20 protein-coding genes are annotated in these 25,136 nt (G+C 66.0%); 5 read left to right on the top strand and 15 right to left on the bottom strand.

Going from position 1 to position 25,136, the window contains the following annotated elements; translation table 11 throughout:
* The first annotated feature begins 470 nt into the window (after positions 1 to 470).
* Positions 471 to 1,613: a class I SAM-dependent methyltransferase gene (locus OG804_RS14540; protein ID WP_328397770.1), complete on the top strand. Its 1,143-nt coding sequence runs from the start codon at positions 471 to 473 to the stop codon at positions 1,611 to 1,613.
* A gap of 1 nt (position 1,614) precedes the next feature.
* On the opposite strand, the gene OG804_RS14535 is transcribed toward OG804_RS14540, so the two are convergent.
* Both OG804_RS14535 and OG804_RS14530 read right to left on the bottom strand, forming a co-directional pair.
* Positions 1,615 to 2,802: a phosphotransferase gene (locus OG804_RS14535; RefSeq protein WP_328397769.1), complete on the bottom strand. Its 1,188-nt coding sequence runs from the start codon at positions 2,800 to 2,802 to the stop codon at positions 1,615 to 1,617.
* Positions 2,803 to 3,062: 260 nt separating this feature from the next.
* Positions 3,063 to 4,061 carry an AraC family transcriptional regulator ligand-binding domain-containing protein gene (locus OG804_RS14530; RefSeq protein WP_328397768.1) on the bottom strand — a complete coding sequence of 333 codons (999 nt, stop codon included), beginning with the start codon at positions 4,059 to 4,061 and terminating at the stop codon, positions 3,063 to 3,065.
* Between the two features lie 265 nt (positions 4,062 to 4,326).
* On the opposite strand from OG804_RS14530, the gene OG804_RS14525 reads away from it, so the two are divergent.
* Positions 4,327 to 5,580, top strand: a complete 1,254-nt coding sequence (locus OG804_RS14525) for a cytochrome P450 (protein ID WP_328397767.1) — start codon at positions 4,327 to 4,329, stop codon at positions 5,578 to 5,580.
* A 25-nt stretch (positions 5,581 to 5,605) separates the two neighbouring features.
* Here OG804_RS14525 and OG804_RS14520 read toward each other — a convergent pair whose 3' ends face one another.
* Positions 5,606 to 6,001: a VOC family protein gene (locus tag OG804_RS14520; protein ID WP_328397765.1), complete on the bottom strand. Its 396-nt coding sequence runs from the start codon at positions 5,999 to 6,001 to the stop codon at positions 5,606 to 5,608.
* Positions 6,002 to 6,155: 154 nt separating this feature from the next.
* Between OG804_RS14520 and OG804_RS14515 the strand changes: the two genes are divergently transcribed.
* Both OG804_RS14515 and OG804_RS14510 read left to right on the top strand, forming a co-directional pair.
* Complete coding sequence (locus tag OG804_RS14515; RefSeq protein ID WP_328397763.1) at positions 6,156 to 6,956, top strand: helix-turn-helix transcriptional regulator; 801 nt, start codon at positions 6,156 to 6,158, stop codon at positions 6,954 to 6,956.
* Between the two features lie 400 nt (positions 6,957 to 7,356).
* Complete coding sequence (locus OG804_RS14510) at positions 7,357 to 7,827, top strand: RDD family protein (protein ID WP_328397761.1); 471 nt, start codon at positions 7,357 to 7,359, stop codon at positions 7,825 to 7,827.
* Between the two features lie 153 nt (positions 7,828 to 7,980).
* On the opposite strand, the gene OG804_RS14505 is transcribed toward OG804_RS14510, so the two are convergent.
* The 3 genes from OG804_RS14505 to OG804_RS14495 form a co-directional block, all read right to left on the bottom strand.
* The gene (locus tag OG804_RS14505) at positions 7,981 to 8,172 is read right to left on the bottom strand and encodes a DUF397 domain-containing protein (RefSeq protein WP_328397759.1); all 192 of its coding nucleotides are present in this window, start codon (positions 8,170 to 8,172) and stop codon (positions 7,981 to 7,983) included.
* Positions 8,169 to 9,062 (bottom strand): helix-turn-helix domain-containing protein, encoded by an 894-nt coding sequence (locus OG804_RS14500; protein WP_328397757.1) that lies wholly within the window; start codon positions 9,060 to 9,062, stop codon positions 8,169 to 8,171. Before OG804_RS14500 ends, OG804_RS14505 begins: the two co-directional genes overlap by 4 nt.
* 237 nt (positions 9,063 to 9,299) lie before the next feature.
* Complete coding sequence (locus OG804_RS14495; protein ID WP_328397755.1) at positions 9,300 to 9,545, bottom strand: hypothetical protein; 246 nt, start codon at positions 9,543 to 9,545, stop codon at positions 9,300 to 9,302.
* Between OG804_RS14495 and OG804_RS14490 the strand changes: the two genes are divergently transcribed.
* Entirely contained in the window at positions 9,546 to 10,010 is a 465-nt protein-coding gene (locus OG804_RS14490; protein WP_328397753.1) for a hypothetical protein, read from the top strand. It abuts the gene before it with no gap.
* Positions 10,011 to 10,265: 255 nt separating this feature from the next.
* On the opposite strand, the gene OG804_RS14485 is transcribed toward OG804_RS14490, so the two are convergent.
* The 9 genes from OG804_RS14485 to uca form a co-directional block, all read right to left on the bottom strand.
* Positions 10,266 to 11,150: an HNH endonuclease gene (locus OG804_RS14485; RefSeq protein ID WP_328397751.1), complete on the bottom strand. Its 885-nt coding sequence runs from the start codon at positions 11,148 to 11,150 to the stop codon at positions 10,266 to 10,268.
* A 152-nt stretch (positions 11,151 to 11,302) separates the two neighbouring features.
* Complete coding sequence (locus OG804_RS14480) at positions 11,303 to 12,226, bottom strand: aminoglycoside phosphotransferase family protein (RefSeq protein ID WP_328397749.1); 924 nt, start codon at positions 12,224 to 12,226, stop codon at positions 11,303 to 11,305.
* A complete protein-coding gene (locus tag OG804_RS14475; protein ID WP_328397747.1) occupies positions 12,223 to 13,263 on the bottom strand; it encodes an aminotransferase class V-fold PLP-dependent enzyme in 1,041 nt (346 codons plus the stop codon). The genes OG804_RS14480 and OG804_RS14475 overlap by 4 nt, the downstream gene beginning before the upstream one ends.
* 368 nt (positions 13,264 to 13,631) lie before the next feature.
* Positions 13,632 to 14,849, bottom strand: coding sequence for an McrC family protein (locus tag OG804_RS14470; protein WP_328397745.1), 1,218 nt, complete (start codon positions 14,847 to 14,849; stop codon positions 13,632 to 13,634).
* On the bottom strand, positions 14,846 to 16,009 hold the full coding sequence (locus OG804_RS14465) for an McrB family protein (protein WP_328397743.1): 1,164 nt from the start codon (positions 16,007 to 16,009) through the stop codon (positions 14,846 to 14,848). Before OG804_RS14465 ends, OG804_RS14470 begins: the two co-directional genes overlap by 4 nt.
* Positions 16,010 to 16,368: 359 nt before the next feature.
* Complete coding sequence (locus OG804_RS14460) at positions 16,369 to 17,598, bottom strand: cytochrome P450 family protein (protein ID WP_328397741.1); 1,230 nt, start codon at positions 17,596 to 17,598, stop codon at positions 16,369 to 16,371.
* A complete protein-coding gene (locus OG804_RS14455) occupies positions 17,595 to 18,866 on the bottom strand; it encodes a cytochrome P450 (RefSeq protein WP_328397739.1) in 1,272 nt (423 codons plus the stop codon). The genes OG804_RS14460 and OG804_RS14455 overlap by 4 nt, the downstream gene beginning before the upstream one ends.
* 823 nt (positions 18,867 to 19,689) lie before the next feature.
* Positions 19,690 to 21,426 (bottom strand): allophanate hydrolase, encoded by a 1,737-nt coding sequence (gene atzF / locus OG804_RS14450; RefSeq protein WP_328398408.1) that lies wholly within the window; start codon positions 21,424 to 21,426, stop codon positions 19,690 to 19,692.
* A 2-nt stretch (positions 21,427 to 21,428) separates the two neighbouring features.
* Entirely contained in the window at positions 21,429 to 25,091 is a 3,663-nt protein-coding gene (gene uca, locus OG804_RS14445; RefSeq protein ID WP_328397737.1) for an urea carboxylase, read from the bottom strand.
* Positions 25,092 to 25,136 lie beyond the last annotated feature (45 nt).

Genomic DNA, 25,136 nt, shown 5'->3' with positions numbered 1-25,136 from the left:
ACTCCAGTCTGAACTGTGCCGCGGCGGACTGTGCCGCCACGTCCGACTTCACCCGCTGTAGTTCGACGAGCCGATCCGCGGCGCGACGGCCGGGTGTCGCTGTGGAGGGCACGGTTTCGTCGAACCGGAGAAGGTGATCGAGACACGCCACACGAGCGACCGTTTCCTCGCCCGGACGCCCAGAGCGTGACCGAACTCGGATCCGCCCCCGAACCCGCCAGGACCGATACGCGGGCGAACGTCGCCGTCCGGAGTCGCTGTCCGACCGGGTGCGACCCCGTGCGAGGATGAGTGGATACGACGGAGGGATCGGTCGTGATCACGGGCCGGGTAGTAGGAGTACACCGCTCCCGCGTTTCGATGCGGAAGTGACCTGTCCTGCCCCGCTGATCAGCGCGTAGATCTGTCGTACTCCCGAATCGGAGCATCGCCGACCTCGGATGCCTTCGCCCCCCGCAGAGGAGTACGTGATGTGCACGATCAGCTGGACCGAGAACGATGAATCCTGCTCCGCCCATTGGCATTCCGAGAATTCGGCAGCGCCGCCCGATCGTGTGGTGGTCGTCGACGATCGCACCTCCGCCCAGTCCGCGCACCGCATGATTCGCGCCGGAACGGGTCTGCTGTGGCGTGGCGACTTCCACAATGCCCGCCAGCTCATGAGCGCACTGGACCGGCGGCTGAAGCGCAGCGCCGGGCGCGGCCCCACCGGAGGGGACACGGCGGCGCTGTTCCACCGCCACCGCAGTGCGCGCGCCGAGCGCGCCGAACTGCTCGGGCGGCTGCTGATCCTGCTGGAGCCGGACCGGTCGCTGTCGTTGCGCCGGGCGCCCGAAGTGCGGGCGGCCTGCGACCACGCGTACGGGACCGCGGCCGTCGGCGATACCGGGCGGACCTGCGTTTCGCTGCCCGAACTCCTCGGCGTGCTCAGCGCCTACCAATGGCATCAGAAGGGCGTGGACATTCCCGCGCTGGAGGCCCGGATCCACCCCGCCTACGGTGTCTTCTCGCCGGTCCGCGGCGAATACGTCGATCTCGTCGCCCGGGCGCCGTTCCCGCCGGGCGACGCACCGCCCGTCGTGTTCGATCTCGGCACCGGGACCGGAGTGCTCGCCGCGGTCCTCGCCCGGCGCGGGGCGCGGCAGGTGGTGGCCACCGATATCAACCCGCGTGCGGTGGCGTGCGCCCGCGCGAATATGGGCCGCCTCGGCCTGGCCGACCGCGTCCGGGTCGAGGCGGCCGACCTGTGGCCGTCCGGGCAGGCCGACCTGGTCGTGTGCAATCCGCCCTGGTTGCCCGCGCACCCGACCTCGGCTCTGGAACTCGGCATCTACGACCCCGGCTCGGATATGCTGCACCGCTTCCTGGACGGACTCACCGACCACCTCACCCCGGCAGGTGAGGGCTGGCTGATCCTGTCCGATCTCGCCGAGCATCTCCGATTGCGGACCCGCGACGAACTTCTCGGCGCCATCGCCGGCGCCGGTCTGCGCGTCGCCGACCGCTACGACACGTCCCCGCGGCACCCGCGTGCCACCGACACTTCCGACGCACTCCACGAGGCCCGCGGCCGCGAAGTCACCTCGCTGTGGCGGCTGGTGCGGGCCGGGTAACTCAGCTGCCGACCGCCTGCAGCGCATCCAGGTCCATGATCGCGGTGGCGGTGCGGTGCACGATCGCGCGGCAGACGTCGTCGGGCTGGAATTTCGGCATGAGCGCACTGCGGCCGATGGTGATCATCCAGGCGAAGTAGGGGTAGAGGCACTGCTGCCGGTAGGCGAGCCAGGTGCCGTCGAAGGACAGGGCGGGCCCGCCCGCCGCGTGCAGGCGGTCGATATAGAAGGTGAGCAGTTCGCGCTCCCAGTTCCGGCGGTCCTCGACCTCCAGCCCGGAGGTGATCGTGTAGGCGACGTCGAACGCCCAGCTGCCGCGCATCACCAGCTGCCAGTCGGTGAAGCCCATCCGGCCGTCCCCGCACACATAGGCGTTGCCGATGTGGGGGTCGCCGTGCAGCAGCGTCTGCGGACCCTGCTGGGCGATCAGCAGTGCACGGCCGCACGCGTCGTAGAGCTGATCCTGTACCGGCGGCAGGGTGTCGGGCACCAGTTCGGGTGCACGGCGCAGGCCGACCGTCGCCCGTTTCTTCATCCCCAGCAGCCGGTCGAAATTGCGGAAGTGCGCGTCCGGCGTCTTCAACCAGTCGCGCGTGCCCAGTTCCGGCGATTTCCAGTAGTGGCCGTGCCAGCGGGCCATATTCGCCAGCAGATCCCGCATCTGTTCCAGCGTCACACGATCGAGCGGAGTGCAGAACCGGGCATCCCGGGTCACGCCGACATCCTCGAGCAAGGTGAGCGACCGCCCGGTCCGCGTGTCGGCCGCGCCGAAATAGCCGCGGGGGGCCTCGATATCGAGTTCCGGGCGCAAGTACTGGAAGAACCCGGGCTCCCCGGGCAGGGCGTGCGCCAGATACTGAGTCAACCGCTGAGTGAAAGTCAGTGTCGTCTTGGCGAACAGCTGCTCGGGCAGGTTCGCCGCCCGGCCCGCCTCGTTGTAGCGGATCGTGGCCTTCCACCGGCTGGTGGTCCCGGTGTCGACATCGGTGAGGTCGAACGATTCGACTTCCGCGCCGGGACTCCCGGTCGCCAGCACCTCGGTGAGCCATGCCGCGCTCACCTCGTCCTTCCGCATCGGAATCGCGATGTCGCCGGGCCGGAGGATCTTCTCCTTCAGGACATGTCCGCCCAGTTTCAGTACCCCGGGCAGTATTCCGCCGGCCGGGCCGCTGGTCGCCGTCTCGCTCATCCGGTCGCCTTCCTCCGCTGGTCGCGACTCGGGGCCGCCTGACGGATCGGAAGTATGCGGCAGCGGCGTCGTCGGCGGGGCGAGTGAAAACCGGACTCGGACTTGGGAGATCGCGCTGATCGGCGTCGTCAGCTGCGGGTATGCCCGGATCGAGGAGGTCGGTGCCCGCGCAAGCTGGCGCGATCCGCTCGGTGGTTGGCACTATTGCGCTCGTCTGCCCGTGGCGCCCACGCGCTCTCGGGTGCGGACCGAGGTCCGCGTCATGCCCGCGCGGACCATCGCTGACGGGCCCGGCGCAGCGCTCCCGCATCGGAATAGCCGATCCGTCTGGCCAGCGCCGCCTGCGTCTCGCCCGGGCCGAGGTGCAGGCGCTGCTCCACCACCGCGGCCCGGGCACGGTCGAGTTCACGCGTCCAGGTTGTGCCTTCGTCGGCGAGCCGGCGTTGCAGGCTCCGCCGGCTCATCGCCATATAGTGCGCGGCCCGATCGATGGTCACCCGGCCGTCGCGCAGCAGGACGGTGAGCGCCTGGTGCACCTGACCGGACCAGCTGACCTCGAGCCGCAGCGGCGGCGGCAGCGCGGGCACGGCTCGGCGCAGGATCGCGGCGAGCGCCGGGTCTGCGGTGCGCAGCGGTAACGCCAGATCCGCTGCGCGGAACGTGATCTGGTCGGTGGGCGCCCAGAAATCCACCCGGCGCGTGCCGAACATCTCGACGAAGCCGTCGTGGCGCCGCGGTGCGGGCTGCCGGAACCGGAGCCGGATCGGACGGACATCACGCCCGGTGGCGTTGCGCGCCCGGGTCACCACCGCCGCCAGCGCGAACTGGGTGGCCAGTTGCCGCCCGCGTCCCAGCCCGTTCAGCAGCCGGATATCCGCGTTCGCCTCGTCCTCGGAGTCGCCGAGCACCGCGAATCCCACATTGGTGGTGATCAGGTCCGCGAATTCTTCGGAGCGGGCCAGCCCGTCGGCGAGGGTGGGGGCCGTGCTGAACAGGTAGTCGTGCACGCCGAAATGCCCCAATGTGTTCGTCGCGCCGATACGCAGCGCCACATCCGGGTCGTCGAGTTCGTGCTCGAGCTGTTCCCACAGACGTAGCTGATGATCGCTGGGCACCATGGTGTCCGGGCTGTCCAGCACCCATTCCGGCAGGTCGGTCGCGCGAGCGAGCAGTCGCCGCGCCGCCCCGTTCAGCCCGGAATGGGCCAGCATGAAATTCGGGAACGAAACGCTTTCCACCGTATCCACTGGCAACCGCACCTAATCGGAACATGAGGCCGCCCGATAGGCCCCGGCGGCCGATTGTTGATGACGATAGCCCGCTCCGCGGTCCCGTATCGGGTCTCGAATACCGCGTACCGCCGCTGAACTCGGCGTCGGCGGATCACGCGTGAGACTTTGGCACGGTTCGCCCGCACCCCGGCACTATTTGCACTGGTCGCCCCGCCCGGATGGTGACACCATCGCCGAGTCGGTCACCGGTGAGCCGATATGTGTGGCAAGACAAGCGGTTAGGACAGAAATATTGGCGCAGCGGAATCCCGCGCAATTCCCGCCACCTGGCGCGAGCGCCCGCCGCGGGTGGATCGATTCCGATGATGGGCGGGTAGCCCTGCACTCGCCGGAATTCGCCGCCGACCCGCACCGCGCCTACCGCGAAATGCGCAGTAAATGGGGTTCGCTGGCCCCCGTGGAGCTGGCCCCGGGCATACCCGCGACGCTGGTCGTCGGGTACAGCACCGCGCTGCGCGTCCTCAACGACCCGGATCGTTTCCCCGCCGACCCCCGCGCCTGGCAGAAAGACATCCCCGCCGAATGCCCCGTTCTGCCGATCATGGAGTGGCGCCCCACCGCCAGCCGTAATACCGGCGCCGATTTCCAGCGTTACCGGGAGGCCATCACCGCCAGTATCGGCGCCGTGGATCTGCACGCGCTGCACGCGACGGTGGAGAAGGCGGCGATCCCGCTGATCAACAGCTTCTGCGAAACCGGCGCCGCCGACCTCATCGGCCAGTACGCCTTTCCGCTGACCTTCGGCCTCGTCAATGCCCTGCTCGGCTGCCCGGCCGAGATCGGGCAGCGCGTCGCCACCGGTATGGCCGCACTCGTCGAGGGTATCGACGCCGAGCAGGGCAACCAGATGATCAGCGCGGCGATGCTGGAACTGGTGGCCCTCAAGCGGACCGAACCCGGTAACGACATCACCTCGGAGCTGCTGCGGCATCCCGCCGCACTCGACGAAGCCGAGATGGTCCATCAGGTGGCCGGCCATTACGGCGCGGGTATCGAATTCCAGCAGAACCTGATCGCCAACACCCTGCTCCTCATCCTGACCGACGACCGTTTCGGCGGCAGCGTGCTCGGCGGCAGCCTGTCCACCCTGGACGCGCTGGACGAGGTCCTGTTCAACGACCCGCCCCTGGCGAACTTCCTCATCACCTACCCCCGCCACCCCGTGCTCGTCGACGACGTCTGGTTGCCCGCCCACCAACCCGTCCTGGTCAGCATGGCCGCGTGCAACAACGATCCCGCGATCCGCGCCGAGAACCGGACCGGCAACCGTTCCCACCTCGCCTGGGGCATCGGCGGGCACGCCTGCCCCGCCCGATCGCTGTCCTATGTGATCGCGCAGAACGCCATCGACCAGCTCCTCGACGCGCTCCCGGAAATGGAGCCCGCGCTGCCGGGAGGGGTGCCGGCCTGGCGGCCGGGCCCGTTCCACCGTGCCCTGGCCGAGCTACCGGTCACCTTCAGCCCGATGGCCAGGCTGAACCTGTAACCCGATCGCTTCCGCCCGGAACCGGTCACGATGGCAGGGGCGCGAAGAGATCGACGGTATTGCCGTCCGGATCGTGGACCACGGCATACCGCTGTCCCCAGACGGCGTCCCACGGCTCCTTGTGCCCATGGAACCCCGCCGCGACGACCGCCTTGTACAACGTGTCGACATCGGCCGGGCTCGCGGTCGCGAACGCCAGAGCCACCGGATGTCCGCCGGCTGCCGGGGTGAATTCGGGATCGAAACTCCGGATGGTGTCGAGCGTGTCCCAGGCGAGCCGTAAACCGTTCGGAAGTACGGCCTCGACATGGGGTTCGGTGCCGCCGACCGCCGGCGTCTCGACGCCGAGAAGACGGTAGAAGGCGAGCGAGCGGGTGAGGTCGGTGGTGACGATCCCGATGAGATCGAGAGAGACGGTCATGAGTGCGCCTTTCGTTCGTAGTGCGATGTCGTGGTGACGGGGAAGAGGTACGCCGCGTCGGCGGGGTGCAGCAGGGTGGTCATCGAGGACCTGGGCACTCGCTACAGCCCGGCGTACTGTGCGAATCAACGACGGCGAACGAGGACGGTGCGATATGCAGGCGCGCGGCGTCGCGGCCCACTCCATCGCGAAACATGAGGCAATCCACGGTTCGGACGATATCGACCGGACCGCCGAGGGTCTTGTACGAAACGGACACGACGGCAGCCAGTACCGGGAGGTCCGCTTCGTCGGCGCCGGATCCGGTTTCGTCTGCGTATGGGCACATCACAGCGGCGGGGGAGTCGCGCGGATCATTCCCGACAATCACGCCGACTTCATCGTCAGCAGCACCGGCGACCAGTGGCTGGTCGGCCCCGCCACCACCGTCGACCTGCCGGAACTCCCGCCCGGCACCGTCCTGCGCGGCGCGCGAATCCACACTGCCGCGTTGCGTGCCGTGACCGGAGCCGAAGGGTCCGATCTACGAGACGCCAAGGTCGCGCTGGACGATCTGCTGCCCAGCCGTATCGCCCGGACATTGACCGACAGCCTCGCCGAAGGCCGCTTCGGCGAATCCCTCGCCCGCACGCTGTGGCCTCGCCTGCGCATCGACCCCCGGGTCTCCGCCGCCGTAGCCGCGCTGGCCGGCAGTCCCGTCGGCATCGAGACCCTGGCCGATCATCTCGCCCTCACACCCCGCCACCTGCGTCGCCTCGTGGAAACCGAAGCCGGCCTCCGCCCCAAGACCGTGCAACTGGTCGGCCGCCTCCAGCGGGCGATCGAACTGATGCGCGCCGAGCCGGAGCTGCCGCTGTCGCTGGTCGCCGCCTCGACCGGCTACACGGATCAGGCGCATTTCGGGCGGGACGCCCGTCGCCTCGCCGACCTGACCCCCGCGACCCTGAGCCGTTGACCCGACCGGTCGTGCGCCCGGAGAAGCTCCTCGCAATCGGACAGCAAACAGATCCCGCCAGCACGACTCCTTTCTTTCCTTCCGCGGCCGGTAGACCAGTCGATTCCCGGATCTGCCAGGTTGAACCCATAACTCGGGTTGGACACGAATCAGTGTCGAACGCACCGCCGACACCTGCACATATGTCATCCTTGGTGGTCGACATGCCGTGACCAGCACCTGACAGGCAACCGAGCCGCACAGCGTTCGCCAGGAGGCGTGATGCGATACCTGCGCCTTCGCTGCGGCCTCCGCGGACCACATGTATCTACTTCGAGAGGTAGGCCGTCATGATGCGATACCTTCGCCTTCGCCACGGCCTCCGCGGACCACATCTATCCCCTTAGAGAGGTAGGCCGTCATGACCACTGGTGGATTCGAACCGACTTACGGCCAGACGACCAGCATCAAACCGGGTGGCCTCGGAAAACGCGCCGTGGCCAGGTTCATCGACTGGATCATCGCGGGCATCATCGGCGCCCTCTTCTTCTGGCTCCTCGGCTCGGTCTGGGACACCCCCGACTGGGTCTCGGTACTCCCCGGCGCCGCCTTCGGCTGGCTCTACTTCGTGCTCTTCGAGGTGTCCTCGGGGTCCACACCGGGCAAGAAACTCCTCGGGCTGCACGTCAACGGGTCGGGTGGGGCGCCGAAACCGAGCCTCAAGGACTCGTCGATCCGCAACGCCTACATGCTGCTCAACCTGATCCCGTGGGTGGGCGGGTTGCTGTGGTTCGTGGCGGCGATCGCCATCGCGGTGACGGTGCAAGGGAGCCCGACGAAGCAGGGTTGGCACGACAACGCCGCGGGTGGAACCCAGGTCATCGACACCTGACCCGACTCCGAGAATCGCGGAACCAACCAACGGCGGCGCTGCCCGGACAAGGGCGGCGCCGCTTTTGCTCGGCCAACCTGTTCTCGGTTCGTCCGGAACTGGGTGGGTGAGGTCGAATGACCTGCGCGGCGGCCGGTTCGAGATGGCAGCGATTCAGCTATTGGACGAGATCTTCCGGAGGAATGCATCCCACTCAGCCGGCGCGAAAACGAGCGCGGGACCAGTGGGGTTCTTCGAATCCCGAACACCGACTGCATGGGTCGTGTGCGCGACCTCCACGCAATCCCCGCTCGGCTGGCTGTAGCTGCTCTTGAACCAGCTCGCGCCGGTTAGATCCCTGGTCACGCGGCAAACTCCTCTGCGATCTCCTGCATCAGGCGCCCACTGTCGTCGGCACTCAACGCTACCTCGTGAAGATCTGCCAATGCCTGCCTGTGGCGTTCGATCGCGCTGTCGTCCTCCAAGAACAACGCGCCCGTGAAGCCTTCCACGAACACTACCGGCGGTTCCGGGGCGCGGGCTGCACGCAGGGCGGGGAACTCGAACATAGTAAACGACTGAACTATCAGTCCAGAGTGCCCGCCGATCCCGAACGGAATGACCCGGATGGAAACATTCGGCAGCCTTCCCAGATCGACCAGATGCCGAGCTTGACCAGCCATCACATGACGTCCGCCTACCTGATGCCGCAACGCTGCTTCAGATAGCAGCACATCGACTGTAAACCCCTGGTCCGCATCAAGTCTCCGTTGGCGCCTCTCCATCAGCTCCAGTCGCCTGTCGACATCCACCGCCGACATCTCGGGGTCGGCCGTCCGGACCAGCCACCGGCGATACTCGGCGGTCTGCACCAGCCCGGGCAATAGCGTCAGCTGGAATGCGGTCATCTGGGAGCATGCCTGCTCGAGACTCATGAAGTGGTCGAAGTGTGGATTCACCACATCGGCGTAGGTGCGCCACCACCCGCGCGACGGATCTCCCTTCGCCACCTTCACCTCTTGGATGAGGCCCAACACTTCATCCCGTACTTCGTCATCGGCCCCATAGAACTCCAGGAGATCCCGGAACTGTGCGGTACTGATTCGAACCGGCTGCCCCTCTTCCAACCGCCCGATCCCTTGCTTGGACACCTCGATCGCCAAACCCGCGGCCAACTGACTTTTCTTCGATTGGAACCGCAGTTCGCGAAGCCGTCGACCCAAAGCGCGCCGCGGAAGCGTCGATCCAATAGCCATGCCCACCCTCGCTATCTCGTCGTGGTCCAGTACGGACCTATGTTTTCTGGACCTACTCATACTGGACGCCCGGCGATCTCAACGGATAGTCCTGAATGGCCTTCTCAGTGAACAGTTTTCGATGTCTACTATATCCACCCGATGACCGGAACCTCGGATCTCCCCGAGCGCAATTGTTTTCACCGCAAATGTTCAGAAACACTGCCGAGAATGCGTGGTCGCACCCGGCAGTAACAGTCATACCCCGGTCATCGGACCCATCAGCATCTCCGAAAAGGGTTCGAAAAAATGACGATACGTCCGGAAAGCGCAATATTGCGCCCACATAGCCCCCGTGCGATCGGTTACCTCCGAACCGATCTCTCCGGTGCTCATCAGCCCCGCCACGCTGACGCCATCCGCCGGCTGGCTCGGTACCAGGGTCACACCCTGATCTACATAGTGCGCCTGCACCGCGACTCGGTATCCGATCCGATCGGTCATGTGCTCGAGATCGTCCGCGCCACCGACACGGCCACCGTGATCGTCCCCGACCTGGCCCACATAGAAAACCAACCCGGCACTGTCTGCGAGACCTGCGATCTCATCACCGTCTGCCCTGAACAACTCTGGACGAAAACCTGCCCTGGTGCGCACCTCGCGCCAGAATCCACCTGGCTGCCGGAGACCTGGCACAGCGAACCCGGCAATCACCTCCGCATCTCGGACGCACATCGAATCATGCAGGAGCACAGGTCGTGTAACCCGCTGAACTGCCCCCGCAAAGCCACCGCATTCATGCGCCTCACTCAAGCTGGAAGGCTGGTCCCGGCGACCCGCAGCCCCCGCGAACGCGCCGCGGCCCGCGGAATCCCCTACCCCCTGGCCGAACCTGCCACCCCGCCCGAGGGCACCCCGATTGCACTACTCCGCCGCCTGCTCACCGGCCTCACCGAGGCACAACCATGACCGCTCACCCTGGCCGGCCTGCCGATCCCGACGTCCACCTCACCGTCTTCCTCCACGGCCTTCGCCTGGACTACCGAGCTCACCCCACCGCTGCCCACCTCTTCCTCCGAGAATGGACAACCCACCACGGCGACCACACCGCTGGACTACTCCCCGGCCACCCTCGGAACCTCCCGCGCCTCCCCTGCGAGCGCCTCTACCTCGAACCCTGACCAGAACAGCGCGCCCAGGCGCAGATCGCCGCATAGGGGATCGTCAACTGGCTTTTTTGAAATCCTCGTACCGTTCTGCCAGCCGTTCTTTTGCGGGCTTCTCGGAATTCTTGAGAGGTACGGATAGTTCCCGTCCGTGCATCTCCTGGAGACCGTGCTTGAGCATCGGTCCATCTTTCTCCTCGAGTAGATCCTCGTTGATCCTCACCTCATAGTCGGGAGAAATTCCCAGGAAATTCAGATCGTAAGCTGCATGGTGAATCTTGCAGAGGCTCAATCCGTTGTCGACGTTTGCCGTACCATGCGGTTTGGAATCGGAAATGATATGAGCCGCGTCGAGTAGTTCGCGGTGATTTAGATTGCATACTGCACACTGAATTCTGTAGGCAACCATTACCTTGCCTCGGAACTCTGGTTGATGGAGGCGCTGTTTGGTGATCCTTTCCGCGTATCGCTTCTCCACGGGGTTCAGGTGGAGTGGATCTGCGACGGATCGCAGACTGTCGTCGAGTGCAATCAAGAACCGGTGGTTTTCTTTGTCGTCAGCTATCGCGTAGACCGGGTAAACAGGTAGATAAATATTCGGCACTATCTTCCGGAGAAGTATGAATGGAAGCTTCAAATCGTATGCTTGGCGAAGTTTCCGATTGTCGTTCGCATCGCTACCCTCACGATAGTCATACGAAAATAGCGAGCCACCGATCTCCTCGTCTGCATACTTTCCATTCGGGTTTGACATGATCGACAAAGTGCCGTTCATATCTTTCGGATTCCGAATACCACGGCTGTGGTCGATGAGTCGGTAGATCTCACCCTCGACCTCGAACTTGGAGAGTTGGTTCCTGGTCATCATTCCGTTCTCATCGACCGCCTCATCGAGGTGGTCGAAGATCGCTTGGCGGAGAACGGTTTCGGCGGTGACATCCACCAGTAGAGTGTGCCAAATTCGGCTCGGAGGTGTCGACGGTTGCTCTCTTGTCGGGCCGTCAGCGCGGTGGGCCCGTATCGGGGTGCGACGTGGTCGCGGACCTTCCCTGGCCACCGGTGAGGATCCGGCGGACGTCGCGGTGTCTTCCGGGGTCAAGCCTCGGTCAGTAGTGGCGCGGCCTCGGTGGTGTCGATGAACTGTTCTATCCGCGCCGCCGACGCCGATAGGTACGAGCGGTATTCGGCGACAGCGAGGACGTAGGTCCACGCCAGCAGCCGACGCTGATCGAGGAGGGGGTGGTCGCCGAGTTCGGCGAGGCGGTCGGCGATGGTGGAGGGCCCGTCCTGGATCGCGACCCATAGTGCGGCTTCGGCGTTGATATCGCCCAGCGCGCCGAGTGGGTCGATGGTGTGCCAGTCGGTGGGGCCCTGCAGGATGTTCTTCGCCTGCAGGTCGGCGTGCAGTACGTGACGGGTGGGGGTGGTTCGCAGCAGGGTGGCGGCCAGTTCCTCTGCCCGCGCCAGCCGGGTTGGTGCCGAGAAACGCCGCATCGGTTCGGCATAGCGGGGATCGGCGAATCGGTCCCGGGCCCAGGCGATACGCATGTGCACGATCTCGGACAGATCCTTGAGGTTCGGAGGTTCCGGCACGGCCGGGGCGTTGAGGGTGGTGAGCAGGCGGCCGAATCGTTCGGTGTCGGTGCTGCTGTGCACCGGCCAAGCGATGGTGCCGGGCTCGATACGGGTCATCAGGAATACGCCGGATCCGTTGTCGCGGGCGAGGATCGCGGGGGCTGCGCCGGAGGTCGCCCAGCGTTGCAGGAGGCGCATTTCGGTGCTGCCGGATTCCTGATCGACCGGGATCTTCAGTACCGCCGCTGTGTTGTCGGGGGTCGTGCAGTAGACACAGCAGGACATCGCGCCGCTGTCGGCGATGCTGTCGAGGGTCAGGTTCCAGGTGTTCGCGTAGTGGGCGATCCGTTCGGGGAGAGCATTCAGCCAGGCCCGGCCCTCCTGTTCGCCGCGCAGGAAGATGATGGCTTTGTCGAGGCGGTCGGGGATGAGAGGCACGGTCATCGGGGGAGTACCTCCTGGATTCGTCCGGCGAGAGTTTCGAGATCAGCGAGGTCGTTGTAGATGTGCACAGCTACCCGGAGCAGGCATTCGCCGGCCGGGCCGGGGCCCACCCATGCTCGCACACCCGTTAGTCGCAGAGCGGATTTCACCTCGGGGACGGTGACATCGTCGAGGAGGAAGGCGCGCAGGCGCGGTGGGAGGTGGTCGCCGGCGGCTGTCGGCCGTGCGCCGGTCGTGGTGAGTAGATCGGTGGCTGTTTCGGCCAGGGTCGTGCAGGAGTCGAGTAGGCCGTCGGCGCGCCAGGCGGCCCACTGGTCTATCGCGGTGTGCAGGGCGAGGCGGGGAACGGGGTCGAAGGTGCCGGGCCAGGAGAACCGTTCGATCAGGTCGCCGGAGTCCCAGGTCAGTGAGACCTCGGCGGGGCGGACGTGGTCTACGAGGTCCGGTGCGAGTGAGAGAAAGCCGACCGAGCGTTGCGCGGGAAGCCATTTGTGCACGGTGCCGAATACCGCGGCGGCGCCCCAGATATCGGGGGTGAGCGGGATATGGCCGGGGCCGTGGGCGGCGTCGAGGATCAGGCGGCCGCCGCGGCGGTGCACCCATTCGGAGAGCTCGTGCACGGGTAGCCGGATCGCGGCCGACGAGGTGATGAGGCTGATCTGCAGGTAGCTCACCGGACCGGGCACGCGGTCGTCGAGGTCGGCCAGGAGTTGTTCGGTGCCTGTGAAGGGCAGGGGTACGGGGATCTGGATCAGCTGCGCGGAAGTTTTCGCGCAGGCGATCTCCCAGGCTCGGATGATGGAGGCGTATTCGGTGTCGAGCACGACCACGGTGTCGGCGGGGCCCAGCGGCAGGGACGCGATGAGTGCCGCCGCGCCGGATGTGGCGTTGGGACACAGGGTGGTCCGGTCGGGGGAGAGGGTGAACACGGTGGCCGCGTGCGTGGTCTGGGCGCGTAGCCGGTCGATCAGGCGGCGGCCGAGTCTGCGGTTGGGGTCGGCCTCGATTTCGGCGCGCAGGCGTGCGGCCTCGACCATCACCCGGCGCGAACAGCGACCGTAGGAGGCATGGTTCAGCTGGGTTACTGCCGGGGACGAACAAGAATTTCGTCACCTGACACCACGGATCCGCGTACGTCCGAAGTTGAAGCGAACGACCTATCGGCGATTTGCCGGTAGGTCTTCTTGTGAACCACGCCATGCCTGTACCGAACTGTACGTAGCGTGGGACTGGAGCGTCGAGTTCGACTTGTTGTCGAACTGCGGGTCTGGAAGCGGGGTAGGGCTATATCGCATCGCCTTTCGGCAACTTTCCGTTCTGGCGAAGTGATGGAAACCGGAATTCCGCTAAGTACGATCTGCGGCAAGATAGCCTGCGGATCTAAATTCTAGAAGCGCCTAATTGATCACTGTGAGGTCAAACGATCAGGCAGTGCAGTTTGGTCGCGAAGCGTGAATGCGGCTAGTTCACCAATTCTCTGCAGCAGTTTCGCCGGATGCAGGCTCAGATCTAGTGCGTGACAGTGTATCTCGATGTCAGCCCGTACAACCACGTGTGTTCGACTCGGCTCATTTCCCTTCGCGTATACGAGATGCCCCTCTGGGAGGCCGAGAGCTGTGCAGTATGCGAGCATCTGGTAGACGTCGTGTTCCGGAAACCCCTTGGGTTGTTCTGCCTTGTACTTCGCGTCCACGACGGCAAGTGGATCCCCTGTGGCGCTTCGCCATAGCATGTCCGGGCGCATCTGGATTCGCTTGTCTTCGTCCAACCATATGGTGGTCTGGAAATCTGCACGACCTCCGTGCGAGGCCATAGCGTTGCTGAGCGCAAATACGACGAAATCTTCGTAAATTCTCCACATGTCGAACATGAATCCCGAGACGGGTACCGGTCCCTTTCGCTGATCCACGGAGCACTCGTCAAGTATTGTTGTAGACAATGCAAGAGCATCGTGGTAGCGAGAATTAAGTCTAGTTCGATGCCATTCCGGTCGACCATGATTGTGTGCAGGAGACGTTACGCCATCGAACGCGACGCGTAGGCGCCGGAGTCTCTGTCGCATAGATTCGCTGCCGTCCGGTAGCGCAAGGAGGCGCAATATGGCTAACAGCATGATTTGATTGTCTGCAGTATCGATGCTGAAATCGTCGAACAGCATCGGTAGCGGAAGGGGTCTACCGCGATGACGCAGGATGTGTTCCTTCACATCCACTCGTCCTCTAAAAGTCATCATTATGTCAGCAACGTTACTGTAGCCCTGAAGTAGGCCTCCCTCAATGGCTTTGGAGACCACACGGATCAGTGATTCTCCCATTGCGCTGTAAAGCCCGTCCTCCTCTGCGAGCTGTACTGTTTCATCACGCCAGATGGATGGATTTATGCAGTAGCTCACAAAGAACATTATTCGACTCAGTTCAACCACTTTCGGCGTAACGGAAATCTGTACTTCCCCTACCCGAATCGAGCCAACTTTTTGTCCGGGTGCGATCGAATACTTATCACCGGAAATTGGTTTGACGCTGACCAGTCCTGTTGCTCGAAGTGATTCAAATTCATGTTCCGTCAGTGTCATGTCCTGTTTTGAGCCGTGTTCCCTTAGCTCTAAAGTTTGGCGAACCATCATTCGTCTGAGCTGTCGTCTCCGCCGCCGATCTTTCGGCGGATTGATTCGAGGCTGTACCGCTCGTGTACCTCGGTATTTCGGTCGCCGTAGTGATATTCTTCGAGAAGTGGAATTATCGAAGTCGTCCATGTGATGTCCATTCCTACTTGCGTTATAGCTCGTGGCCTCATGAAGTAGGAAGGTCCTATTTTGAACTCCTCATCGCCTATTTCCTCGTTCAGCTTATCAACTAGATCGGCAATAATATGCGGATGCCCGCCTGCGGCAAGCCACTTTCGTAGGACGCTCTTAACAGGGTCATCTGAGGGGTGTAGTGAAAGAAAGGCGAAACGACGTCTCATGGCTGAATCGATCAGTGCAATGGATCGATCGGCAGTGTTCATGGTACCCAAAATTATCACATTCTTCGGAATGCTGAATCTCTCAGTTCTGCCTGAATACATCAGGTCGATGCTCTCCTCGCGGTACTCAAGGAGATAATAGAGTTCCCCGAATATCTTGGCCAGGTTGCCCCGGTTTATCTCATCCACGATCAGCGTGAATGTCTGGTCTGGATTCCGGCGTGCTTCATCTGCGACCATCCTCAGTGGCCCCCAATGGAGATCATAAAAGATCTGGCCATCGCTAGATTTCGCCGGACGGTAGCCTTCGAAGAAGTCTTCGTACGAATAAGAAGGGTGAAACTGAACAATTCTCACATTACCGAAACCGCACAGATGCTCGGCAATTGCCTTTGCGATAAATGTCTTTCCAGTGCCGGGCGGTCCATAAAATATCAGCTGGGGCCGGTCGCGTAGTAGGTCGATGCAACGCTGAATCCAGTTTTTCGGAATGAACAGCCTGTCGGCCATTTCGTCGCTCGCATCCGGCAGGTCGGGATATGGTCCGGGTGGCATGGGCGAAAAGCCCCGTGTGGAGCTTGGAAAGTCGAATGTGTCCTGGAGGATCTGTATCAGCTCGGCAGCGTTCTGCTGATCCAGTTGGATTGACTGGCTACTCTTCGGCGGAGACTCTCTGCGGTCAGAACCGAAGGTTGATAGATGGAGTAGCGGATGGCCGTCCTCGTCGTAGACCACCTTGTAGTGACAGATCACCCCGTCTTCCGGCTTGTGGGCCTTGATGGACTGCTGCCCGGGTACGATCTCGCGAATTCGCGCCATAAACTCTCCTAACGATGAGACCGTCTGCGATTTGCACAGGTTTCGATTGTATGTTCGACCGAGACCTCGTTTGTACCTATATCGGTCATCGGGAACGCGGGTTCTTCGGTCTCGCAGGGGGTCCGTTCACTGAAATGTCTCATCACATGAACCGAGCTGACCGCAGCTCTGAGCACACAGAACCACCAGTGCCTCGACCTCAGCTGTGCGCGGAACACTCTTTCGGATAGATCTATCAGGAACTTGGACGATGGGACCAGCGCGATGGCCGCCGCAGGTGGATTCGCCACGCAAGGCCGGGGGCAGGCAGGGAAAGCGGGGCGCAGGTCGGACTTGACCCCTGCCTCGCTTGACCCGTCTCACAGGACAACTGGGAGTGTGCGATGGCCGTTGGTCACCAGGCTGGGAACGTTGTCCAGGTGGTCGGTGGTGGCCAGGCGCATTTCGGGGAACCGGGCGAACAGCGCCGGCAACGCGACCGTGGCTTCCAGCCGGGCCAGGGGTGCGCCGAGGCAGTGGTGGACGCCGTGCCCGAAAGCCAGGTGGTCCTTGGCTGGGCGGGTCGGGTCGAAATCGTCGGGGTTGCCGGGGTGGACTTTCGGGTCCCGGCCCGCGCCGGCCAGCCCGGCCAGGATGGCGTCGCCTTTTTCGATCCGGTACCCGCCGGGCAGGTCGATGTCTTCGAGGGCGAAACGCATCGGCATGTGCGCGATCGGCGGTTCCCAGCGCAGGGTTTCTTCGATGATGTCGGTCCAGGCCAGCTGTCCGGACAGTGCGGCCGCCCGCTGCTCCGGATGGGTGAGTAGGGCGTGGACGGCGTGGTCGAGCAGGTTCGCGGTGGTCTCGTGGCCGGCGACGATGATGAGCAGGAGGGTGTCGCCGAGTTCCTGTTCGCTCAGCTTCGAGCCGTCCTCGTCGTGGGTGGACATCAGGACGGTGGTCAGGTCGTCGCCGGGGTTGCGGCGTTTGTAGTCGAGGAGTTCGTGCAGGGTGGTGTAGAGGCCGGCGAAGTTGGCCTGGGACTGCTCGGGGGTGAGGGTGGTGTCGAGGGTGCCGTCGGCGTAGGTCCGCAGGGACGCGGACAGTTCGGCGGGGACGCCCATCAGCTCACCGATCACCCTGATCGGGAGTGCGGTGGCGAAACGCTCGCGCAGGTCGACCTGTTCGTCGGCCGGGGTTGCGGCGAGGGCGTTCAGCAGGTCCGCGGTGATGCCCTCGATGCGGGGGCGCAGCGATTCGGTGCGGCGGTGGGTGAAGGCGGGGGCGACGAGTTTGCGTAGTCGGCGGTGGTCGTCGCCGTAGGCGGTGAGCAGGTTGGATACGGCGACCCACGGCCACATCACCCAGTCCTGCGGGATCTCGCCGGTGTGCATGGCGGGCCAGTGGCGGCCGGCGTCCTTGGAGACCCGCGGGTCGGTGAACAGGGTCCGCAGTAGGTCCGCGTCGATCACCGACCACGCCGGGACGCCGCCGGGGAGTTCGATCACGGCGAGCGGGCCGCGGGCGCGGATCCGGTGGATCTCGGTGTGGAAATCGGCGCCGGCGGGGTCGAGCGGCAGGGGCTCGAGGGAGGATCGGTTCCGGTTCATTGGCTTGCTCCTGTCATCGGGGTCAGGGGAGCGGACGGGGGGAACTCGACCGGCAGCGCGCTGAGGGCGCGATGGAACAGGCCGGGACGCCAGGTCAGCTGATCGGCGGGGACGGCCAGCCGGATCTCGGGCAGCGCGTCCAGCAGCTGGTCGACCGCCTCCCCGGCGATGATCCGCGCCACGTTCTCCGCCATGCACGAGTGCACACCCTGGCCCCAGGCCAGGTGCGAGCGGTTCCCGATACGTTCGCCGCCGGCGATCCGCGGGTCGGTGTTGCAGGCCGCGATGCTGATCACCACCGGTTGGTCGGCGGGCAACCAGGTATTGCCGACGAGGATCGGCTGGCGAGGGTAGGAGGTGCAGAAGTTGGGCAGCGGTGGGTCGGTGAACAGCACCTCGTCGATGGCGTCGCGGGTCGCCAGCGAGCCGCCGAGCATATGACCGCCGAACCGGTCGTCGGTGAGCATGAGCCGCAGTGTGGTGGTGATGAGCGAGGTGGTCGGCTCGGTGCCGGCCGCGTAGACCAGGGCCGCCTGCTGCACCATTTCCATATCGTCGAGCCCGGATTCGTGCTGCATCATCCGGGAGGTCACGTCCCGGCCCGGGCAGGTGCGTTTCTGCCCGACCACCTCCATCAGCGCGCCGGCGAACCGCATATTGCCCTCGGCGGCGCTCTCGGCGGACGTGGCGTCCAGGATCGCGGCCATGCCCTCGAACGCGGTGCGGCCCGCTTCCGGGGAGAGTCCCATCAGCTCGGTCAGCGTCGCGAAGGTGAGCGGGAAGGCGTACTCGGTGCGCAGGTCCGCGCTACCGGACTCGCAGAACTCGTTGATCAGCGGGACCGCCAGACGTTCGATGGTGGCGCGCAGGGTGTGCAGGTCTACGGCCTCGAGACCGGCGACGATCGGCGGACGTAACCGGGCATGCTCCGCACCGGCCGATCGCAGCGCGTTGGGACGGTACTCCATCATCGGTAGCAGCGGGCAATCCGGCGGCACGGTCCGCTGCCAGCGGCGCGGGTCGGCGGGAAAATGGTCGGGGTCGTGCAGGATTCGTAAGGCGTGGCGGTAGCCCACCACCAGTGTCGCGGGTACGTCCGGCGCCAGCTCCACCGGAATCAGCGGCCCGAATTTGCGCCGCATCTCCCGATAGGCCCGGTCCGGGTCGGCGGCGAACTCCGGGGTGTACAGGGGCACCCGGTGGCCGCCGGAATCCAGGGGCGATCCCTGCATCGGGGGTGCGGCGTGGTCGGTGGACGAAAAAGGCATGGGCGCGTGCTCCAGTACGGAAAGGGCGGTGGTGGCGGATCACCCGGCAGGCACGGTGCGGCGGCGTGGATCCGGCAGTGGACGCCACTGGATGCCGCAACGCGCGAGGCGGCCGCTCGATTCGGGCCGCGAGCCGGGGCCGGGTAATCGTGGATGACCGCAGATCCCGATTGTGTTGCCGCGGAGTGCTACCCGAACTCCGAGTCGGCAGTGTGGGTGCCGCTTCTCCCGGGAACCGGTGATCGGAGCGGAACTGCCCGGGGCAGGCGAGCTGCTATCGCGCTGGGCGGGCACGAAGGCCGGGGTCGTGCGGCCGGGACCTTCGCCTGCGGGCGACGCGGTGAAATACGCACCGGTGCAGCATGTCCCGGATGCCCGGCGAACGGGCGTGGTGGTCGTCGGCACTGAAATGGTCTCCCGGCGCGCAAGGTACCGGCGGGGTGCGACACGCCGAGGTGGCCGGTGCTCGGCGCCCTGATCTGCCGGATGAAGTGGGGCGTCGTGATCGGGCACAGCGATTCTCCCCCCTCGGTCCGACCATAGTGAGGTGAATTGTAGTCCAGCACTTGGGAATACCGATGGCAGTCCTCGTATGGTGGGTGGTATTCGCGACAGTGGTCCGGTTGTTGCGAAAATCGCCGCGGCAGTGTTCCTTCGGCGCGAGCGGCGGGGAAGCCGGGTACGCGGCGGCCGGTGGGGTGTATCCGGACGATACGCCCCACCGGCCGTCTCTTCTCGTGTGACAGGCGGGCCGAAGCCGTCCGTTCACCGCGCCCCTCATCGGTACGGTGGCCGGACTTTCGCTGTCACGGTGAGTAGCCGATCACCGATCGGCGTTCAGGTAGTTCCTCCAACCGCCGTAGGTGGTGATATCGGTTGCGTCACGTGATGATTCGTAGTCGCAGGCGAACCCCGTCACCCACCGCCCGGAATCCAGTTCGACCTTGCCCAGCGTCATCGGTGCGGGCAGATTGCCGAGGAACGTGCCGAGGGCCGCGGGGGAGAGCCGATACAGTTCGCCGGGTAGCGAGCTGCCGGTCTCGGCTCCCACGCGCAGCATGCCCGGTTTGGGTGGGCTGGCCGGCAGTGCGACCATCCGGTAAGCGGCCGATGTCCGCACCTCGCCGAGGAACCGGGCCTTGGCCTGCTCCAACTGGTGGTGCAGCGGGAGTCCGCGCAGGTGTGCGCCGACGACGAGAAGATCGGTACCGGTCTCGGTGAGCAGTGGCACGGGTTCGCCGAGGAGCCGGGCGGCCAGGTCGATACCCACCTGATCGGCGAAGGCGGGCGTGACGAACATGACCCCGAACGGGTCCCCGTCCGCGGTTTCCTCGCCCGGAACCGCGACGGCGGCCAGGTCGAGCAGGTTGCAGAAGTTGGTGAAGGTGCCCATCCGGCTGTTGATCGAGATCGGGTCGGCCGTGACGGCGGCGATCGTCGGATGCTCGGTGGTGGTGGGCAGGAGCAGCGCGGGGTAGTCGGCGAACAGGCGGCGCGCGGTGGCTGCCGCGTGCGCGAGTGTGCCGAGGTCGGTGACGTAGGCGTGCGCGGCGGGACGCTCTCCGCCCCGGATGATCCCGGCGACCACCGGGTCGACGCCGGCGGGCTCGCCGCTCAGGAATTCGCCCACAGCGGCGTACCGCTGCGCGACTATGGCGCCGTCGTAGAGGAGTGTCGCGGCGTCGAGCAGTTCGGTGATATCGACTGTCGCGACCTCGCCGCCGCCGGCCCGCCAACGGTCGACGGTGGCGTCGAAAGCCGCTCGGTAGGCGGGTGTGAGGGCGGTCAGGTTGTGTTCGGCGGGTACGGCGAGCGTTGCCCGGGTGGGCGCGCCCAGGGGAGCGTCGGCGGGCCACGGCCGGGAGCGGGGGTCGGCGGGGTCGGGGCCGATCATGGCGTTCGCGACCGTGGTCGCCAGGCCGAGATCCCGGGCGAAGACGGTGACCGCGTCGTAGTCGGGACAGGCCGGGACGACACCTGCGGTGGGGACCAGACCCAGGGTCGGCTTGATACCGACGATGCCGTGCAGGGCGGCGGGCACCCGGCCCGAACCGGCGGTATCGGTGCCCAGTGCGGCATCGACCATGCCGAGCGCCACGGCGACCGCCGACCCCGAACTGCTGCCGCCGGAGACACGGTCGGGGAACAGGCCGTTGCGCACCGGACCGTACGGACTGCGGGTGCCGACGAGGCCGGTGGCGAACTGGTCGAGGTTGGTCTTCCCGAGGACCAGGGCGCCCTGCGCGACGAGCCGCGCGACGGCGGGCGCGGTGTGCTCCGGGACAGACGAGAAGCTCGGGCAGGCGCAGGTGGTGGGCAGGCCGGCGATATCGATATTGTCCTTGACCGCCAGCAGCAGCCCGGCCAGCGGGAGCGCTTCGCCCTGAGCGACGCGGGCGTCGACGGCGGCCGCCTCGGCCAGCACAGTCGCTTCGGCCCGCAGGGTGATCCAGACCTCGGGCCGATCGGCTTCGCGGATGGTCCGGTAGGCCCGCGCGACCTTGTCGGCCGCGTTCGCGAACTCCTCCGCCACCGGCGTGGCTAGCGGTAGTTGCTCCATGGTCATGCCGCTCCTTCGGTTTCGATGGCGACCAGAGGTGCGCCTGTGGTGACTTGATCGCCTGCCGCGACGATGATTGTGCGGACGGTACCGGAGACCTCCGCGAGCACCGGAAGCTCCATCTTCATGGCCTCGAGGACCAGGAGCGTGCCGCCCGCTTCGACGTATTCGCCCTCGCCGACCTCCACTCGCCAGACATTGGCCATCATGGGCGCCGCGGCGATATGGGCGTTCGCGGGCAGGTCGAGTTCGTCGGCGCTCGTCTCGGGTGCGGGCTCCGGCTCGGCGCGGTCGCTGAGTTCGCCGCTCTCCTCCCACCGGCGCCGTTCCGCGGCGAACGCGGCCTGGCGGTGTTCCTCGGTGACGGCGATCTCGCGCGCGTTCTCGCGGAGGAAATCGAGATGCTCGGCGAACGCGAATTCACCGGTGGTCGTGCGCATCTCGAAGCGGCCGGCGGACATATCGGCGCGGAGGTCGAGCAGTTCCTCGGCGGAGACCGGGTACCAGCTGATCCGGTCGAAGAACCGCAGCAGCCAGGGCTTACCGGATTCGAACGGGGGACGCTGCCGGTAACCGGACCAGATCGGGATCGTGCGCCCGACCAGCTGGTAGCCGCCGGGGGATTCCATACCGTAGACGCAGAGGTACTTGCCGCCGATGCCGACGGCGTCGGAGGGGGTCCAGGTGCGGGCGGGATTGTATTTGGTGGTGACCAGGCGGTGCCGGGGATCCAGTGGGACGGCCAGCGGCGCGCCCAGGTAGACGTCGCCGAGTCCGAGCACCATGTATCGGGCGTCGAAAACGATATCGCGCACCTCGTCGACGCTGTCCAGACCGTTGATGCGCCGGATGAACTCGATATTCGACGGCAGCCAGGGAGCATCGGGACGGACGCCGCGGCCGTAGCGCTCGATCGCCTGCCCGATGGTCGGGTCGTCGAAGGACAGGGGCAGCTCGAGATGACGGCTCGGGACCCGCAGGTCGGCGGTATCGGGGATATCGTCCTCGAGTTCGCCGAGGAGGCGGACCACCGTGCGCTGGTCGATGACGTCGGGGTCGAAGTGCAGGTGCAGGGAGCGCACACCGGGGGTGATATCGATCAGTCCGGGAATGGAGGCGTGTTCGAGGCGTTCGCTCAGTGCGTGGACGCGCATCCGCAGACCCAGATCGAGTTCCATCGGGCCGTATTCGATCAGCACATTGTCGTCGCCGCCGCGCAGGTATTTGACCTCCGGCGTGCCGGTGTCGGCGTCCCGACGGCCGAGGACGCCGTTGTCCTGCTCGCGGGCGCCGAGCAGTTCGGGAGCGGGGAGTCCGCGGCCGCGCAGCGCGGGTGAGGAGCGGAACTCGGCGGTGCGGTCGTCGGCGACCGGGACGAATCGGACCTGGTCGCCGGGCCGCATCTGGCCCAGTTTCCAGCGGTGGGCGGAGACCACGGTCAGCGGGCAGGCGAAACCGCCCAGGCTCGGGCCGTCGGGGCCGAGCAGGATCGGGGTGTCGCCGGACAAGTTGAGCGCGCCGACACTGTACGGGCAGTCGTGCAGGTTGGAGGGATGGAGGCCGGCGTCCCCGCCGTCGGTGCGCGACCAGGTCGGTTTCGGGCCGGCCAGGCGCAGTCCGGTGCGGTTGGCGTGGGCCTGCACCTGCCAGGTGGCGTCGTAGAACTGGGCGATATCGGCGGGGGTGAAGTAGTCGGGCGCGGGCTGGGGACCTTCGCCGACCCCGACGTACCAGGTATGGCCGAACTCCGGGCGTTCGCCGACCGGGATGGGCGCGGGTTCCAGCAGACCGCCCGCGTCGGGTTTGATGCCGAGGATATCGCCGGTGGCGACGGCGCGGCCGGTGATACCGCCGAACCCGCCGAGGGTGAAAGTGGCCGCGCTGCCGTGGTAGTCGGGGGCCAGGATGCCGCCGCGGATGGCGAGGTAGGTGCGCAGACCGGTGTCGTGGGGGGCTCCGATCTCGAGCACCGAACCGGCGGGGACCGTAACCGGCTCCCACATCGGGACCGGCTGGTCGTCCACCGTGACGGGAGCGTCGGCGCCGGTCACGCAGACGATCGTGGAGTCGGTGCAGCGGATCCGGGGGCCCAGCAGGGTGGCTTCGAGACCGTTCTCGCCCAGCGAATTCCCGACCGCGTGGTTGGCCAGTTGGAAGGACAGATCGTCGAACGCGCCCGACGGCGGGATGCCCACGTTCCAGAGCCCGAGCCGGCCGGGAAAGTCCTGGATGGTGGTGGAGACACCGGCCCGCAGTATCTCGAGGCGGGGCCGGATCGTGGCGAGGCTGCCGAGCGTCGCCGTGGTGTGGCGGGCGTCGAGCATCGGTGAACTCGTGGCGGCGGCGCGCAATTGGGGGAGGTTGGTGGTGATGCCGAACATCCGGGTCTCGTCCAGTGCCGCGCGGAGCCGGTGCAGGGCCTCGGGGCGGCTCGCGCCGGAGGTGATGATCTTGGCGATCAGCGGGTCGTAGTAGGGGCTGATCTCGGTACCGGTTTCGACCCAGGTCTCCACTCGCGCGCTCGCACCGGGAATCTCGACCCCGGTGAGAGTGCCGGCGCCGGGACGGTAGTCGTTGCCGGGGTCCTCGGCGTAGACCCGCGCTTCCACGGCGAAGCCGGTGATGGGCGGGCCGGCGTCGGGGATCGCGTCGAGGAACGCGCTGTCGCCGCCCGCGAGGCGCAGCATCCACTCGACCAGGTCCACACCGGTGACCGCCTCGGTGACCGGATGCTCCACCTGCAGGCGGGTGTTCACCTCGAGGAACGAGGCCTCGCCCCGGTCGACGTCGTAGATGAACTCGACCGTTCCGGCGGAGCGGTAACCGACTTCACCGAGCAGCCTCCGGCTCGATTCGAGCAGTCGTTCGCTGACGGTGTAGGGGAGACCGGGGGCGGGCGCCTCCTCGATGACCTTCTGGTTGCGGCGTTGCAGGCTGCAGTCGCGGGTGCCCAGGGATACGGCGCGGCCCCGCCCGTCGCCGAAGATCTGCACTTCCACATGGCGGGCGCGGGCGACGAAACGTTCCAGATACACCGCCGCGGAGCCGAAGTTCTTCTGTGCCAGCCGGATGACGCGCTGATAGGCGTCGGTGAGCTCGGCGGGTCCGGCGCAGGCGGCCATCCCGATACCGCCGCCGCCCCCGGCCGCCTTCAGCATGACCGGATATCCGATCCGGTCGGCCTCCGCCAGCGCTTCGTCCGGGCCGGTGAGCAGACCGCTGCCGGCGACGAGCGGGACACCGGCGTGCGCCGCGGCCTCGCGGGCGCTGTGCTTGTCACCGAAGAGCCGCAGATGTTCGGCGGCGGGACCGACGAACGCGAGACCGGCGGCCTCCACCTCCGCGGCGAAATCGGCGTTCTCGGAGAGGAATCCGTAACCGGGATGGACCGCGGTCGCGCCGGTGGACAGCGCCGCCTCGATCACGGCGTCGGCCCGCAGATAGGACTCGGCGGCCGGTGCGGGCCCGAGCCGGACCGCGTGATCCGCCATCCGGACGTGCCGGGCGCCCTCGTCGGCGTCGGAGAACACCGCGACCGTCGCTATCCCGAGCCGCCGGGCGGTGCGCAGGATGCGGCAGGCGATCTCGCCGCGATTGGCGATCAGCAGGCAGGCGGGCAGCGGCGTATGCAGTTGCGTATACAACTGCGGGGCGGTCTCGGTCACGGTCGATCCTCTCGGCGTGGACAGTGCGGCTACCGGAGTAGCCGG

Source organism: Nocardia sp. NBC_00416 (assembly GCF_036032445.1).
GTDB lineage: Bacteria > Actinomycetota > Actinomycetes > Mycobacteriales > Mycobacteriaceae > Nocardia.
The sequence above is the reverse complement of the archived record's forward strand: the minus strand, read 5'-3'. Positions and strand labels throughout refer to the sequence as shown.